This window comes from Kitasatospora sp. NPDC004531 (genome assembly GCF_053602195.1).
Map to the genome: position 1 here is coordinate 1 of NZ_JBSGDD010000128.1, position 14,899 is coordinate 14,899.

General features: G+C 68.0%; 13 protein-coding genes. 1 reads left to right on the plus strand and 12 read right to left on the minus strand.

What is annotated here, in order from left to right; translation table 11 throughout:
* Positions 1-84 precede the first annotated feature (84 nt).
* The 12 genes from ACWEMJ_RS31410 to ACWEMJ_RS31465 all read right to left on the minus strand — a co-directional run bounded on the left by ACWEMJ_RS31410 (position 85) and on the right by ACWEMJ_RS31465 (position 13,893).
* On the minus strand, positions 85-1,905 hold the full coding sequence (locus tag ACWEMJ_RS31410; protein ID WP_452140525.1) for an NHL domain-containing thioredoxin family protein: 1,821 nt from the start codon (positions 1,903-1,905) through the stop codon (positions 85-87).
* Between the two features lie 280 nt (positions 1,906-2,185).
* Positions 2,186-3,973 (minus strand): AAA family ATPase, encoded by a 1,788-nt coding sequence (locus tag ACWEMJ_RS31415; RefSeq protein ID WP_452140526.1) that lies wholly within the window; start codon positions 3,971-3,973, stop codon positions 2,186-2,188.
* Positions 3,974-4,076: 103 nt separating this feature from the next.
* Complete coding sequence (locus ACWEMJ_RS31420) at positions 4,077-4,835, minus strand: helix-turn-helix domain-containing protein (RefSeq protein ID WP_452140527.1); 759 nt, start codon at positions 4,833-4,835, stop codon at positions 4,077-4,079.
* A 903-nt stretch (positions 4,836-5,738) separates the two neighbouring features.
* Entirely contained in the window at positions 5,739-6,311 is a 573-nt protein-coding gene (locus tag ACWEMJ_RS31425; RefSeq protein ID WP_452140528.1) for a recombinase family protein, read from the minus strand.
* A gap of 317 nt (positions 6,312-6,628) precedes the next feature.
* Complete coding sequence (locus ACWEMJ_RS31430) at positions 6,629-7,348, minus strand: hypothetical protein (protein ID WP_452140529.1); 720 nt, start codon at positions 7,346-7,348, stop codon at positions 6,629-6,631.
* 329 nt (positions 7,349-7,677) lie between these two features.
* Positions 7,678-9,213 (minus strand): recombinase family protein, encoded by a 1,536-nt coding sequence (locus ACWEMJ_RS31435; protein ID WP_452140530.1) that lies wholly within the window; start codon positions 9,211-9,213, stop codon positions 7,678-7,680.
* 21 nt (positions 9,214-9,234) lie between these two features.
* Positions 9,235-9,375 (minus strand): hypothetical protein, encoded by a 141-nt coding sequence (locus ACWEMJ_RS31440; RefSeq protein WP_452140537.1) that lies wholly within the window; start codon positions 9,373-9,375, stop codon positions 9,235-9,237.
* Positions 9,376-9,465: 90 nt separating this feature from the next.
* Positions 9,466-10,290, minus strand: a complete 825-nt coding sequence (locus ACWEMJ_RS31445; RefSeq protein WP_452140531.1) for a hypothetical protein — start codon at positions 10,288-10,290, stop codon at positions 9,466-9,468.
* A gap of 91 nt (positions 10,291-10,381) precedes the next feature.
* Entirely contained in the window at positions 10,382-11,215 is an 834-nt protein-coding gene (locus ACWEMJ_RS31450; RefSeq protein WP_452140532.1) for a hypothetical protein, read from the minus strand.
* A 95-nt stretch (positions 11,216-11,310) separates the two neighbouring features.
* A complete protein-coding gene (locus tag ACWEMJ_RS31455) occupies positions 11,311-12,144 on the minus strand; it encodes a hypothetical protein (RefSeq protein ID WP_452140533.1) in 834 nt (277 codons plus the stop codon).
* 86 nt (positions 12,145-12,230) lie between these two features.
* The gene (locus ACWEMJ_RS31460) at positions 12,231-13,067 is read right to left on the minus strand and encodes a hypothetical protein (RefSeq protein ID WP_452140534.1); all 837 of its coding nucleotides are present in this window, start codon (positions 13,065-13,067) and stop codon (positions 12,231-12,233) included.
* A 169-nt stretch (positions 13,068-13,236) separates the two neighbouring features.
* Positions 13,237-13,893: a phosphotransferase gene (locus ACWEMJ_RS31465; protein WP_452140535.1), complete on the minus strand. Its 657-nt coding sequence runs from the start codon at positions 13,891-13,893 to the stop codon at positions 13,237-13,239.
* Between the two features lie 128 nt (positions 13,894-14,021).
* On the opposite strand from ACWEMJ_RS31465, the gene ACWEMJ_RS31470 reads away from it, so the two are divergent.
* Positions 14,022-14,807: a phosphotransferase gene (locus tag ACWEMJ_RS31470; protein ID WP_452140536.1), complete on the plus strand. Its 786-nt coding sequence runs from the start codon at positions 14,022-14,024 to the stop codon at positions 14,805-14,807.
* The last annotated feature ends 92 nt before the right edge of the window (positions 14,808-14,899 follow it).

Genomic DNA, 14,899 nt, shown 5'->3' on the forward strand with positions numbered 1-14,899 from the left:
ATCCGGCCGAGCACGGCGATCGGCCCGGTGTCCAGGTCGGGGTAGGCCTGTTGCCACTCCCGCAGCCCGCGCCCCGACCGTCCGTCACTCCATGCCCGCCAGCACCAGCGGCAGCCGTGACGCGCCGCCCGGCACCAGCTTCACCGGCACGCCCCAGTCCTGCTGGTGGACGTGGCAGGCCGGGTACTCGATCGCCGGGTCGTCGTCGCAGGACGCGGCCATCGCGGAGACGTGCAGCACGCCCTCCGTGACCTCGTCCGAGAACACCAGCTCACGGGAGAGCGCGCTGTCCGCGCCCGCGCCGGAGACCAGCAGCTCCGGCGGGGTCGAGCTGACCAGCAGGCGGGTGGACGGGCCGTAGCGCTCGTCCAGCTTCTGGCCGGTCGGCGCGGCGAACACCACGTCCAGGCGGAGCGTGCCCGGCGCGACCTCGGTGGCGGCGCGCCGGGTGCGGTGCGCGACGGCCTCCACCCGGACGGCCTCCTCGGGCAGCCGCAGCCTGGTCAGCCGGTGCCGGGCCGACTCCACCACCACGATGTCGCCGTCCACCACCACCGCGCCGGACGGCTCCCGCAGGTCGGTGGCCAGCGTGGAGACCTGGCCGCTCGCCGGGTCGTAGCGGCGCAGCGCGTGGTTGTAGGTGTCGCTGACCGCGACCGAGCCGTCCGGGAGCACGGTGACGCCCAACGGGTGCTGGAACAGGGCCTGTTCGGCCGCGCCGTCGCGGTGGCCGAAGTCGAACAGGCCGGTGCCGACGGCGCTGCGCACCTCGTGGGAGCCGCGTTCGATCCAGCGCAGCGCGGAGGTCTCCGCGTCGGCGACCCAGAGCCGTTCGCCGTCCGCGGAGACCGCCAGGCCGGACGGCTGGGCGAACCACGCCTCCGGCGCCGGGCCGTCGACCAGGCCCTCGTTGGTGGTGCCGGCCGCGACCGCGACCGTCCCCGCCACCGGGTCGAAGGACCACAGCTGGTGGACGCCCGCCATGGCGATCCACACCGCGCCGTCGAAGAACGCGACGTCCCACGGCGAGGAGAGGTCGACGTCGGCGGCCGGACCGGAGGTCGGCGAGCCCTGCCACCACTGCCGGCCGGTGCCGGCCAGCGTGGTCACCGTGCCGTCGGCGAGGCGCACGCCGCGCAGGGCGTGGTTGACGGTGTCCGCCACCACCACGTCGTAGCCGAGGTCGAGGCCGTCCGGGACCAGCGCGAGACCCTGCGGCTCGCTGAACCGGGGCTCGGGGCCGTCCACCAGGCCGCGCACGCCGTCGCCGATCCGGCGAACCACCGTCTCGCCGTCCTCGGCGAGCTCCACCAGCGCGTGGTGGCCGGAGTCCGCCACCAGGTAGTGGCCGTTCGGCAGCCGCACCGCCTTCCCCGGGAACCGCAGGTCACCGGCCTGCGGCTCGGGCGCCACGTACGGCCCGTCGCCGCGCCGCAGCGTCCCCTTCGCGGCGTGCTCCGCCTCCAGCTCCTCCACCAGCTTCGCGATCGCGTGCGCGTGCCCCTCGCCCGCGTGCTGGGCGACCACGTACCCCTCCGGGTCGATCACCACCAGCGTCGGCCAGGCGCGCACCGCGTACTGCTTCCACGTCACCAGCTCCGGATCGTCCAGCACCGGGTGCCGCACGTCGTACCGCGCCACCGCATCCACCACCGCCCGGTGGTCGGCCTCGTGCACGAACTTCGGGGAGTGCACGCCGACGATCACCACGGTGTCGCGGTGCTTCTCCTCCAACTCCCGCAGTTCGTCGAGGACATGGAGACAGTTGATGCAGCAGAAGGTCCAGAAGTCTAGTACGACACACTTACCTCGCAGGTCGGCCAGCTTGAGTTCCTTGCCGCCTGTGTTGAGCCATCCACCAGCGCCGACCAGCTCGGGGGCGCGGACACGTGCACGAGAAGCCATGCTCACATCCAACCGCATCGGGCCGCTGTAGGCCGCGAGGCGTCTTCTGTCCTGGGCGATCTCGCCATAGAGGCAAGGAAGCGGTCTTAGAAATCGATGCATGTGTCCGGAGAGCGGCGGCGGCGCAGAATTTGAAAAGCAGACAGCCTGGAGTCGCCGGGCTGGGTGGTTGCAGCCGCCTCCGGCAGATTCGAAGCTCTGCCGGAGGGCGGCGACGGCGCGGACAATTTTCTCCATGGGCGCCAAATTTGAGATCGTCCAGCAATGGTCAATAGTTCGTCTAGGTGAGCTGCTTCACTATTGACCGGACAACTGTCTTGATATGTTCCTGGGCTCGGGCGCCCAGATATTCCTGTTTGCGAAGCGCTTCTGAAATCCATTCGGGCCCCTTGCGGCTTTCGACGCTCGGAGCGAGCCGTTCAAGTTCACCCTCTCGGACCAGGACAATCCCTATTGATTCTAGATCATTCAGAAGGCGTTCTGCGGCATTGGCGGATGCCCCATCCCTGAACGAGCGGACACCAAACTCTTTCAAGTCCTGCCAAGGGCTTCGGTCTGCACGCAGGGCCGCCAATATCAGGCCCTCGGTGAATTTGTCGTATCGATCTTGAGGGTTTTCGTCCAAGACCTTGTTGACCAGTTCAAGGACCTGGCCTCTCGTTTTAGGTGTTCGCGGGAGCTTGAACTGCCCGGTTGCCTTCCGGTAGTCGCTTTCAAATGAGCTCCAACTGCCACCCATGGCCTCTATGAGTGTTCTGATTTTTCGGGGCTCATTGAGGATATCCAAGTCAGCAACAACCACCAGGGGCACGGACACTGAGCGTAGTGACTTAACCGTCCGAGCGAACCCGTCCTTGCCTCCAACCGGAGTGAACTGAATATCACCTGGCGAAAATGGCAACTCTTCGACGCCTTCGAGTGAAGCGGCGAAGAAGCGGCAATCCCCATCTGCCTCTGCCAGCACCACTGCCCGGTGGAAGAGTCCATCGAGTACGTTGCTGTATTTCAGAACCGGATCGTTCCAAAGGTGCTGGACCATCTCGTGGTCTAGTTGGTGAATCTCCGTTTCATTGCTGCGACGATCAAGGCGAACCACGGACACCGGAGCTCCAGCCTCCAGTAGGCCGGTTAGCAAATTCCTATCATGAGTAGCAAGGAATATTTGGATTCCTCGCCGTGCCGCAAGTTCCCCTAGTACGGCTCCCGCAATCTTTGCTTGCGGCGGGTGGAGGAAAGCCTCGGGTTCGTCAACGAGCATGACCCGACAGGGGGATGTAGTCAGCGGGAGTAGTAGCCCAAGAAGGCTGCGCATGCCATCGCCCTGACTTTCAAGCGGGGGCAACTTAGCCAAGGACTGCACATATTCTGGTGTTATCGAATCGACTGCCGGCGCTCCAACATCGGTCTGCCCGACGCGGAGTTGGGTCCGTCGACCAATTCGCTCAAGGGTGAGGTTCTGGCGGAATATTCGATTGCTAAGCTGTTGTATCAAGGACAGCAAGTCGGGGCTGTCCTGCAAATGATGAAGGGGGTGTGTGGGCGGGTCCCCGAGGTCGGCTCGTTGCTCGACCGGCGCAACTGCCTCAATTCTCTTGTGAAGGTCTGCGCGATATACAATATGCCCGGAAACTTTGCTGAGTGATTGAGACACGCCTTTTTCTCTTGCGAAGCTGCGGACATTTCCGACGGTTACTGCCCGGCCGCCATTGCCATCGAGAAATCCGTTATTATATTTCGTTCCTGACCACTTGGAATTTTCTTTGAACCAGGCAAATATATCCGCCTCGCTCCCTTCCCTTGCGATGTCCACCCCTTCTATGATTTTGGTTTTGTAGACAGTTTGTTCCGGCCTTGAGAGCTTGGTCCACAGGTCGCGCAGGAAAGTTGACTTGCCGGAGTTGTTTCCGCCCACTATCACGGTCACGCCGCCACGTGGAGGGTGGACTTCGGTTCCGTCAATCATGGAGATTTGATTGACATGGACGGAGAAATTGGCCGAGCTTCCTCCATCTGTAAGGCCTTCGGGCAGGGGGAACTCGGTCTTATATTCATGTGCAGGGGACGGCATGGGCGTCATTATGCTCGTGTGCAGTCGGAGATGCAGCGATTTTTGAGGATCTTGGGAGATGTGTGGTAGGGGCGGTCTCCTGGGTGCTTGCCGTGGCCTTCGCTCAGCTCAAGGGTGCTGCTTCGCCACGTCCCCAGAGTTCCTCCGCGTGGTCGGTGAAGCGGGACCACATGCCGTCCCTCTCGTGCCCGCGCAGATGCATCAGCGGGGAGTCGTGGCCCGCCAGTCGGGCAAGGTGCGGCGTGACTAGGGCGTCACGGTCGAATCGGAACACGGACAGGCTCACGTGGTTCATGGCGTCGTTAGGGGCGGAGAAGCGGGCCTCCAACCCTTCCAAGGGTCCGAGGCGGGCTAGGTGTTCCAGGGTGATTCTGATGCGCGTGGACACCGTCAGGGCAACGTTCTCGATTGCTTCTCGTTGCTGGGTGACCTCGCCGTCGGGGTTGCCAAGCAGGAACCGGACGTGGCATCCGGCTTCCGTCTTCTGCCGCAGAGTCTCGACCAGGTTGGGCTGCTCCAACCACAGGAAGTAGTTGGTGTAACCGGCGAAGAAGAGATCCGTCCGGGCACTCTTGATCAGGTCCCCCCACACGGTGGAAGGGCAGGCGGACCGGTACGGGTAGCTCCGGATGATCTCCCGGTCCGGGCCCGTCTTGAGTACATCCCGAACTGCCTTCGGCCACAGCATCGTTGAGTCAACTCCCAGTGCCTTGGCGGCGTCCTCGCGGTTGCGGGCGTGGGGGATCAGCCGGCCGTCAGACAACCACCGTTCAACGGTCTTGCCTGACACTCCTACCCGGCCCGCCAACTGACGTGGCGAGAGGCCAGCAGCAGACATAGCCGATCGTAAGGCAGCGTTCAAGACTTCCCCCAGGGACGTTTAGGCCTTTTCCGAACCTACTGCCGCAACGGTCCAACTGTCTTACGCACGCGCCAGATTCGTCCGAGAGGGCGCGCAAGTGTGGGCCGTGGACCGATTGGACGGAGGAGCAGCCCATGCCCGCGACGCCCCATCAGCGCTACAGAGTGGTGCCCGCGCCGGCAGAACCTGGCGCACTGCTGACAGATCTCTGGGGCTTGGCCGACTGCGCCGATGCCGACAGTCTCGTCACTCGGCCCGACGGCGAGCCGATGGTGTTCCCGTTCTTCGGAGATGCTGCGAGGTGGGCGGATGAGCACTCCTGAGCAGTGGGAGCCCCAGGAAGGTGGAGCGGCCTACGACCAGCGCTCCGAGCAGCCGGTGCGGGTGATGGCGGTACATACCTGCGGCGTCTTTGTTCGACGCCTGCGGGATGGACGGGAGAGCATCACCACGCTGGGCGAACTCGCCCCGCCGGAACGTACGGCTCCAGCGCGGTGACGGATGCGCTGAGTCGGGCCTGGGATGCGGCTGCCCGGTTCGTTGCCCTGACGGGCGAGCAGGTGCGTGTGTCGCAGGTGGCGGGCGGCGTACAACTCAGCTTCCGCGTGGTGCCCCTTGCTGGTGACTTGCACCTCGAAGTACTTCGCGTCCTGGATGAGTCCGACCATTACGGGCACGACGGGTCATCCGATGGCACCGGAGAGCTGTGGGCGGCCTACCGCGAGAGTTGCCCATGACTGGCCCGACAAAAAACGGGGTCACACCCAGGGCGCGTACGGCGAGCTGGGGCCGGGATCGCGGGGCGGCAGAACGCCGAACTTCCGCAGTGCCCCCGTGCGGACATGGAGAAGAGCCGCCCGCCTGCAATAGGTGGACGGCTCTGGGGCGTTGGCGCTTGCCCGGCTACTGGCCGAGATTGCGGTACAGCGTCGCACGGCTCACCCCGAGCGCCTTGGCGATGGCTGTGACACTCTCGCCGTTCGCCTTTCGGGCGCGGGCCGCTGCGAGCTTGTCCGCGTCCATGACGTTGGGCCGCCCACCGGTGCGCCCCTGCGCCTTGGCGGCGTCCAGACCGGCCCGGGTGCGGTCCTTGATCAAGCTGCGCTCGAACTCCGCCATCGCGCCGACCACTTGGAGCATCAGACGGCCATCGGGCGTGTTCGGATCGATGCTCGCCAGCGCACCCGTGAGTACCTTGAACCTGATGCCCCGCGCCGACAGCGCGTCCACCATGGTCACCAGGTCGATCAGAGACCGAGCGAAGCGGTCCAGCTTCCACACGCACAGAGTGTCACCGGGGCGCAGGTAGTCCAGCACGGCGGAAAGCTCCGGCCGATCCGTGTTCTTCCCGCTGGCCTTGTCCGTGAAGATCCGGGTGCAACCCGCTTCGGCGAGTGCATCGTGCTGAAGCTGCGCCTCCTGGTCGTCGGTGGAGACTCGAGCGTAGCCGATCAGGTGTCCCGTGTCCTTAGCCATGATCCAACCGTCTCATAACTCGTCTCACAACATCAAGGGGTTTCAATGGGTTTTGAGACGGATTTTGAACGCCCGTCGACTCCTTCTGTGGTCTGTTCGGCAGCCGTCTCACAAACCATCGTTTCTGAGACGCAAAGATTGGGTGACCCTGCGTCACCGCTCCGCGAAAACAGTCCGATGGGCCACGCGAGAGTTTTCCCTCCCTGCCGGTCGCTGCACAGCGCGGAGGGGGGTACCCGCCTGGGGTGGCTCGCGTAAAGCCCGGAAGCCGCGAGGGCGGCGAACGCTCTCCCTGTCGATCGCCGCCCTCGTGCCCGTCACGCGCCCAGCGCCACGCCCCGCCAGCCGTCGTAGCCACCGAGCTTGCGCCTGGCACCGAACCGCTTGTCCATCGCCGCGAACAGCAGACGCTTGCCCGTGCGGCTCCCGAGCGCCCCTGCCAACGCCGGCTCCGCCGCCGTGAACGCCTCCCACACCAGCGAGGTGCGCACGTGTTCGCTGCGCGGAGCGGGAACCAGGTGTGACACCCAGTCGGCCGGATCGCGCATCGGTGCTCGAAATGAATCGAACTGCGAAGCCAACGAGAGGAGTTGAGTGGCGCGCGTGTCGGTGGCCGACAGCATCTCGCCCGACACCGCTTCCATCGCTTCGATCTCCACCAGCTCCACGGTCATCGGTGGAACGTCGATCCCAGCAGCCTCGCTGCGCAGAACGTAGGCCTGGCGCTGCGCGTATGCCCTGGCCCCCGCGTCCGTGAGGGCCAGGCGTGCGTCCAGTTCGAACCTCGCCGCGCCCCGTTCCAGCTCGGCCTTTCGTTCGGCGATCTTCATGGCTTCGTAGTTCTCGTACCGCAGCCATCCCGCCAGGTTCGCCAGCCACTCGCCCATGCCCCGGCGGATCAGTGGCAGGTCGCGCCACTCCCCGCCCGGCGTCTCCCACCGTGTCCCGCTCCACGTGAACGGCACGGCCGGTGCGCCTTGCTGTGAGGCTGCGAATGCGGCGGCGTCCCACGCCCGGCGGGCGAGAGCGTCATCCATGTACTTTCCCAAGAGTCCCCCACTTGAAAATGTGCAGTCACTTCAACCCCGCTGTCGTGCAAGAGGGGAGCCAAAGTGGACCAACAAGGACCGATCACCAGTCTCCAAGTGACTCCCCGCTGTCGAAGAACAACAGGTCAGGCCATGTTTAGGTGAAAAGAGAGAGCAAAACAAACAAATAAAGACAAGGGGGAGGGAAAACACGATGCTGTCCGTCACCCCACCACCGGGAACGCTGACTGGCCACGTGCGCGCGTGAAGAACCCCGCCCGGCCACTGGAAGGCCGAGCGGGGCTGGATGGAGCTTTGGACTGTCTGGCAGGCGGTGACTAGTCCTTGATCTCAGCCCACTTGACTCGGACGCGCTGCTCCGGCACGAACCGCTTTCCCCGCTCGCCCTTGCTGATGAACACTCCGTCTATGGCGAGAGACAGGCGGTCCCGCTTCTGCTCGTGCGTCGATACCTCCCAGGCGGGGCGCAGCAGTTCTTCGTCCAGCAACGGGGAGATGTCGACTGCGGGGAGCGGCAGCGAGGCCAGGTCGGTGCGAAGGCCGTCGATGCGGCTCTGAAGACGGTCCGCAAGCCGCTGGTAGCGCTCAAGCGCCCCCGGGCGGTCAAACTCGCCGCGCAGGTACCGCGCGTCTTCCAGGTCCGACAACCGGGCTTCCTGGTCGGCGATCTCGTCGGTGATGGCGTCGCGCTTGGCGAACGTCTCGGGGTCGGCCTTCTTCACCCACCGGTCGGCGATGGCGACCAACAGTGGGTCGTCCGGTTCGAGTGTCGGGAGCAGCGAGAGGAACCACTCCGAGACGTACTGGTCCACGCGGTCGGCCACCGCGTTCGCGCCGGGGCATTGGTTGCCCGCGCGCCGGGCCATGCACTGGTAGCTGCCGCCGACCTTGTGCATGCGGCGTCCGCAGCCGGGCACGTCGCAGAACACCATGCCGGTGAGCAGCGCCGTGCCGGTCGGCTTTGGCATCCGCTTGCCTGCCTGCATGAGGGTCCGGGCTTCGAGTTGCCGGATGATCCGCTCCCGCTCGCCGACGGTGATGATCCCTTCGCCGATGCTGACCGTGTCCAGCGTCTCGGGGTGTCGGTAGGGGAAGACGCGGCTGGTGAACTTCCGGCTGCCGTCCTCTGATTCGACGGATTCGGTCTCCGGCATCAGACCGGCGAATGCCGGGGACTTGAGCAGGTTCATGATGCTCGCGGCGTTCCACTGGCCACCACGGGCAGCGGGAATGTCGTACTCGTTGAGCAGCCGGGCGATCTGCACCAGGGACTTGCCGGCCAGCGCGTCATCCGCGATCAGCCGGGCATAGACGGCCGTTTCCGGGTCGTGCGTCAGCTTCTTCGTGGCGGGGTCGACCAACAGCCCGTACGGGGGCTGTCCGCCGATCCACTGACCCTGTTGGCGCAGGTGCCGTTTCGCGTGGGCCACGCGGGTCCCGAGGTTCTTCGACTCGGAGCGGGCGAGTTCGGCGAGCATGGCGACGACCATGCGGGCCGAGTCGTTCGAGGTGTCGAGACCGTCCACGACCGAGACCAGCCGGCCGCCCGCCTTCTCGATGTCGTCCAGGACCTTGCCGACCTGGCCGATGCCCTTGCGGGACAGCCGGTCCAGCTTCCAGACGATCAGTGTCCCGACGACGCCCGCCGTGGCGGCGGCAAGGGCCGCGTCGAACCCCTTGCGCTCGACGTCCTTGAAGCCGGAGCGTCCCCGGTCGATGTGAACCTTGCGGACCGTCAGCCCGTTGCGTTCAGCCCAAGCGCGGCAGTCGGCTTCCTGCCGTTCGATCGCCGTCTTGCCGTCCCGGTCCAAGGACAGCCGAAGGTACAGGTCACACAGGGTGTGGTGGTGCACGTACGCCCCCTCTGGAGATCCCTACATTGTGTAGGACTTCCAGAAGTCCGCGATCACGATCTTGCCGCGGAAGTCCGCCAGCGAGAGATCCCTACCACCTGTGTTCAGCCATCCGCCGGCCCCGACCAGCTCGGGGGCGCGGACACGTGCACGAGAAGCCATGCCTCAATCAAACCCCACCGCGGCCGCCCGGATTCCGGCGGCGGGCGGTCGGGCGGCGGGGGTGAGGGCGGCGGGGCGGGTGACGGCGGGTCAGCCGTTGCCCCAGGTGCCGGTGGACCACAGGGCGTTGCTGCCGCTGTAGACGACGAAGTTGCCGTCGTCCTGGACGGTGCCGTAGGCGCCGGCCCTGCCGTTGACCGGGGTCGACCAGAACGTCTTGTGGTTGCCGGAGCCGAGAGCGGTGAGGTACGCGGCGGGGACGAACGTCTCCTCCGCGACGAACAGGCCCTTCAGGCCCGGGTTGCCGTACGTCCCGGTGGACCACAGCGCGGCGCCGTCCCGCTTGCGGTAGAGCACCGCGTTCCCGTCCGGCTGGACGACCACCCAGGCGGACTTCGACTGGATCCAGTGCCCGGTGGTGAGGCCGGTGTGCGCGGGGAGGACGTTCAGCGGGTTGCGCTCGTGGAAGAACTGCCCGGTGTCGCTGCTCCAGTGCTTGTTCGTGCCCCAGACCTCCAGCTCTCCCGAGGAGAGCAACAGGCGCGCGCCCGGGTCGCCCCAGGTGCCGGTGGACCACAGGGCGTCGGTGGTGCTGCCCTGCTTGTAGACGACGAGGTTGCCGTCCGGCTGCATGAACGCGTACGCGCCCGGGTGGCCCCAGGTGCCGGTGGCCCAGACCTCGGGGCCGCGGGCGCCGGTGGGGCCCTCCAGACGCAGCACCAGGTTGCCGTCGGCCTGCATCGCCAGCACCGCCTCGCCGGCCTTCAGGGTCTGACCGGGCATCAGCTTGTCGCCGGCCGCCATCCAGGCCTCCGGCGCGGTGTCGGCCGACGCGGTGGTGGCGGGCGCCGACAGGGCGACGGCGGCGGCGCCGAGCAGCGCCGCGGCGGCGCGACGGAACGTGTTCTTCCGCATGCGGCGGAACTCCCCCTCGGTTGTGGGCCCATGGTGGGTGGGCCCACAACCTACCGTTGCGTGATCTTCACGGCGGGGGTGGGGCCGCGGGTTACCAGTTGCCCCAGGTGCCGGTGGACCACAGGGCCTGGTGGCCGCTGTTGTAGAGCACGAAGTTGCCGTCGTCCTGGACCTCTCCGTAGACGCCGGAGGCGCCCTTGACCGGGACGGACCAGATGGCCTGGGCGCCGTTGACCGGCATCAGGTGCAGGGCGCCGTAGTTCGGGTAGTCGCTGACGACGAGGTTCGACTTCCCGCGGTTCCAGGTGCCGCTGGACCACAGCGCGGCGCCGTCCCGCTTGCGGTAGAGCACCAGGTTGCCGTCGGGCTGGTTGAGCAGCCAGACCGAGTTCGAGTCGAGCCACTGCCCGGGCATCAGGTTGTTGCCCGAGTTGATCCGGGTCTGCGGGCGCCAGCCGCCGTCGCGGACCGCCCCGGACTCCCGGGTGTTGGTCTCCCACAGGAACATGTGGTCCTGGCCCTGGACGGTCAGCGCACCCTTGAACTGCGACAGGTACGCACCGGGGTGGCCCCAGGTGCCGGTGGACCACAGGGCGTCGGTGGTGCTGCCCTGCTTGTAGACGACCAGGTTGCCGTCCGGCTGCATGTACGCGTACGCGCCCGGGTGGCCCCAGGTGCCGGAGCTCCAGATGACGCCGACGCGGGTGCCGCCGGACGTGACCAGGTAGAGCACCAGGTTGCCGTCGCCCTGCATCACCAGGGTGGCGTCGCCGCTGGCCAGGGTCTGGCCCGGCAGCAGCTTCTGATCGCTCTTCAGGTCGGCGGACACGGTGTCGGCCGAGGCGGAGGCAGCGGGCGCCGCGAGGGCGATGGCGGCGGCGCCGAGCAGGGCCGCGGTCGTGCGTCCGAGCACGTTCTTCCGCATGTGGTGGGAACCCCTCTTGTCATGGGCCCACCGATCGGTGGGCCCACAACTTATACACACCGCGCGCCGGTCACCCCGGGGCGGGGAGGGTCAGGTCAGCCCTGGTTCCAGGTGCCGGTGGCCCACACCGCCGAGCCGTTGCTGTAGAGCACGAAGTTGGCGTCGTCCTGGACGACCCCGTAGAGGTCGGACGCGCCCCTGGCCGGGGTGGACCAGGCGGTCTGGCCGCTGCTGTCCTTCATCCGCAGCGCGGGGTCGGCCTGCGAGCGGCTGAGCACCAGGCTCGACTGCGGGCGGTTCCAGGTGTTGCTGGCCCAGATCGCGGCGCCGTCCCGCTTGCGGTAGAGCACCAGGTTGCCGTCGGGCTGGTCGACCAGCCACACCGAGTTCGACTGGATCCACTGGCCGGCTTCGACGTTGCGGTCGTTGGTGATGAAGGACTCCGGGCGGTCGCCGCCGAAGTCGACGGCGCGGGCGACGCCGGTGCGGCTCTCCCAGACCGCGTTGCCGCCGCGGGCCGGCCACACCGTCAGGCCGCCCCAGTTGAGCGTCAGGTGCCCGCCCGTGGTGCCCCACGTCCTGGTGCTCCACAGGGCGTCGGTGGTGCTGCCCTGCTTGTAGACGACCAGGTTGCCGTCCGGCTGCATGTACGCGTACGCGCCCGGGTTGCCGTAGGTGCCGGTGCTCCACATCGCGGTGGACACCCGGGCACCGGTCGGGCCCTCCAGGTACATCACCAGGTTGCCGTCGGCCTGCATCACCAGGACGGAGTCGCCGCTCTTCAGGCTCTGACCCGACGCGAGCTTCTCCCCGCTGCGCAGATCGGCGACGTCGGTCGCCGCCGAGGCGCCGGTGACGGGAGCCGTCACGGCGATGGCGGCGGCGCCGAGCAGGACTGCGGCGGCACGTCTGAACACGTTCTTCCCCATTGGGCGGAACTCCCCCTCGATCGTGGGCCCACGGCGTGTGGGCCCACTACTTCTACACCGCGTGCCTGACTGCTGTGGTGCGAGGGTCAGTTGTTGCCCCAGGTGCCGCTGCTCCACTTGGCCCGGTTGCCGCTGTCGTAGATCACGAAGTTGCCGTCGTCCTGCACGTGGATGTAGTCACCGCTCCGGCCCTTGACCGGGGTGGACCACACCACCGTGCCCTCCTTGAACATCTCCAGCGCGCCGGCGTACTGCGAGCCCCAGAGGAACGCGGTCGAGCCGGGACGGTTCCAGGTGCCGGTCGACCAGAGCGTCGCGCCGTCCCGCTTGCGGTAGAGCACGAGGTTGCCGTCCTGCTGGTTGATCAGCCAGACCGCGCTCGACTCCAGCCATCCTCCCGGCGGGATGCCCTGACCCTCGGCGAGGTAGGACTCCCGGTGGTCGACCCAGACGTCGCAGCAGGCGTAGACGGGCCCGGCGCCGGCGTCCCAGAGCCGCCGACTGCCGTCCGCGGAGCGCATCTCCAGCTCGCCCTGCGACAGCGCCAGCCGGGCGCCGTACTGGCCCCAGGTGCCGGTGGACCACAGGGCGTCGGTGGTGCTGCCCTGCTTGTAGACGACCAGGTTGCCGTCCGGCTGCATGTACGCGTAGGCGTTCGGGCTGCCCCAGGTGTGGCTGTTCCACAGGATCGGGCCGTGGGCACCATTGGCGGCGTTCAGGTAGAGCACCAGGTTGCCGTCGCCCTGCATCACCAGCTCGGAACTGTAGTTCTTCAGGCTCTGGCCCGGCATCAACTTGGCGCCGCTCTCCAGGAAGGCGGGCGTCCACTGTTCGGCGGAGGCGGTGGCGGCAGGCACCGCCATGGCTATCGCGGCGGCGCCCAGCAGCGCGGCGACGGTGCGTCTGAGAACGTGCTTCCGCATGCGGCGGAATTCCCCTCTGTGGTGGGCCCGCGAACTGCGAGCCCACACGTTATACACCTGTCCACGAACTGTTTTGAAGAGGTGTCAGGCCCGACGCTCGGTGCCGGCGGGAGACGCCGGGGCGAAGGAGAGCCCCCCGGCGGCCGGGAAGGAGGCTCCGGAGCAGGGCTCAACGCCCGTCGGCGCAGGAGGAGATGAGAGCCGGCACGCCGTCCAGCAGGCCGACCTCCGCGGCGCTCATCGTCGGGTTCGCGGCCCGCCGGGCGCAGGCCTCGGCGAGGTGCCGATCGGCGATCGGCGGGAGCCCGCGCAGCAGCGGGACCAGGATGCTGCGGGCCACGTCGGGACGGTCGTGCAGGGCCTGCGCGAGGATCACGGTGCTCATCGCGTCGTCGAGGCCGGGCTCGCCCTCGGCGGCGGTGCACCAGTCGATCACCACCGGGCCGTGCGCGGTCAGCAGCACGTTGTCGGGGTGCAGGTCGAGGTGGAGCACCCGGTCGCCGGGCCGGGCGGCCGCCCGCGGCGGTATCTCGTGCAGCCGGCGCAGCAGTTCGGCGAGCAGCTCGCCGGCCGCGCCCGGGCCGATCGCCCCGGAGACCAGCGACTCCAGCATGGTGGGCCCGCCGAGCCGCTCCATGATCAGGTCCTCGGGCCGCTCGGCGGCCCACACCGCGGGCACCGGATAGCCGTGCTCGGCCAGGTGCGTCATCACCTCGGCCTCCCCGACGGCGGTGAGCCCGTCCCGGTAACGGCGCAGGACCCGCCCGTCGTTCAGTGCCCAGACGTCCGCGGTGCGCCCGGTGCCGATCAGTTCGCCGATCTCCATGCGAGCAGAAGCTAGCGCCCCCGGCCCGGCGCGGGGAGGGGTACCGGCGGATCGTGCTGCATCCTTGATCGAACGGTGCGCCGGGAAAACCACGGGACGTTCCGCCCCCGGTGCGTGACACTGGTCGGATGAGCGCCCCCGCCCCCGAGGACGACGTCCCCGTACCGCCCCCGATCGCCGAACTCGCCCGTGGCGCACGGCTGTTGCCGGTCTGGCGCAACGAACTGGGCGGGACGACCTTCCACCTCGACGGCGACGGCGGCCGGTACGTGAAGTGGGCCCCGGCCGGCAGCGGCGCCGACCTCGACGCGGAGGCCGAACGCCTGCGCTGGGCACAGGCGTTCACCACCGTCCCCGAGGTGCTCGGCACCGGCGGCGACGACACCGGACGCTGGCTGCTGACAGCCGCCCTGCCCGGCCGCTCCGCCGTCGACCCCGACCTGCGCCGGACACCCGAGGTCGCCGTCCGCGCCATCGGCGAGGGGCTGCGCGCCTTCCACGAAGCCCTGCCCGCGGCCGACTGCCCCTACCGGTGGACCGCCGAGGACCGCGTCCGGCGCGCCGTCGCGCTGCGCCGCGACCCGGCCGACTGGCGCCCGGAGCACCGCCGCCACGCTACCGCCGACCGGGCGCTCGCGATCCTCGCCGACCCGCCGCCGATCGACGTCGAGGTGGTCTGCCACGGCGACGCCTGCGCCCCCAACACCCTGGTCGGCGAGGACGGCCGCACCACCGGCCACGTCGACCTGGGCACCCTCGGGGTGGCCGACCGCTGGGCCGACCTCGCGGTGGCGAGCTGGAGCACCGTCTGGAACTACGGCCCCGGCTGGGAGCACCCCCTGCTGGAGGCCTACGGCGTGCGGCCCGACGAGGCCCGCCTCGCCTACTACCGCCTGTTGTGGGACCTCACCTAGGGCCTGTCCGGCCGATCTTGCCGGGCGCGCGACGCCGGATCATCCCGCCTGGAAGCACCGGCAAACCATCCAAGTACACCCAGTACGAGGAC

Bases quoted from the DNA above. Each gene is read 5' to 3' on its own strand.
- ACWEMJ_RS31410 (WP_452140525.1), bottom strand. From the start codon at position 1,905: ATGGCTTCTCGTGCACGTGTCCGCGCCCCCGAGCTGGTCGGCGCTGGT.
- ACWEMJ_RS31415 (WP_452140526.1), bottom strand. From the start codon at position 3,973: ATGCCGTCCCCTGCACATGAATATAAGACCGAGTTCCCCCTGCCCGAA.
- ACWEMJ_RS31425 (WP_452140528.1), bottom strand. From the start codon at position 6,311: ATGGCTAAGGACACGGGACACCTGATCGGCTACGCTCGAGTCTCCACC.
- ACWEMJ_RS31430 (WP_452140529.1), bottom strand. From the start codon at position 7,348: ATGGATGACGCTCTCGCCCGCCGGGCGTGGGACGCCGCCGCATTCGCA.
- ACWEMJ_RS31440 (WP_452140537.1), bottom strand. From the start codon at position 9,375: ATGGCTTCTCGTGCACGTGTCCGCGCCCCCGAGCTGGTCGGGGCCGGC.
- ACWEMJ_RS31445 (WP_452140531.1), bottom strand. From the start codon at position 10,290: ATGCGGAAGAACACGTTCCGTCGCGCCGCCGCGGCGCTGCTCGGCGCC.
- ACWEMJ_RS31450 (WP_452140532.1), bottom strand. From the start codon at position 11,215: ATGCGGAAGAACGTGCTCGGACGCACGACCGCGGCCCTGCTCGGCGCC.
- ACWEMJ_RS31455 (WP_452140533.1), bottom strand. From the start codon at position 12,144: ATGGGGAAGAACGTGTTCAGACGTGCCGCCGCAGTCCTGCTCGGCGCC.
- ACWEMJ_RS31460 (WP_452140534.1), bottom strand. From the start codon at position 13,067: ATGCGGAAGCACGTTCTCAGACGCACCGTCGCCGCGCTGCTGGGCGCC.
- ACWEMJ_RS31465 (WP_452140535.1), bottom strand. From the start codon at position 13,893: ATGGAGATCGGCGAACTGATCGGCACCGGGCGCACCGCGGACGTCTGG.
- ACWEMJ_RS31470 (WP_452140536.1), top strand. From the start codon at position 14,022: ATGAGCGCCCCCGCCCCCGAGGACGACGTCCCCGTACCGCCCCCGATC.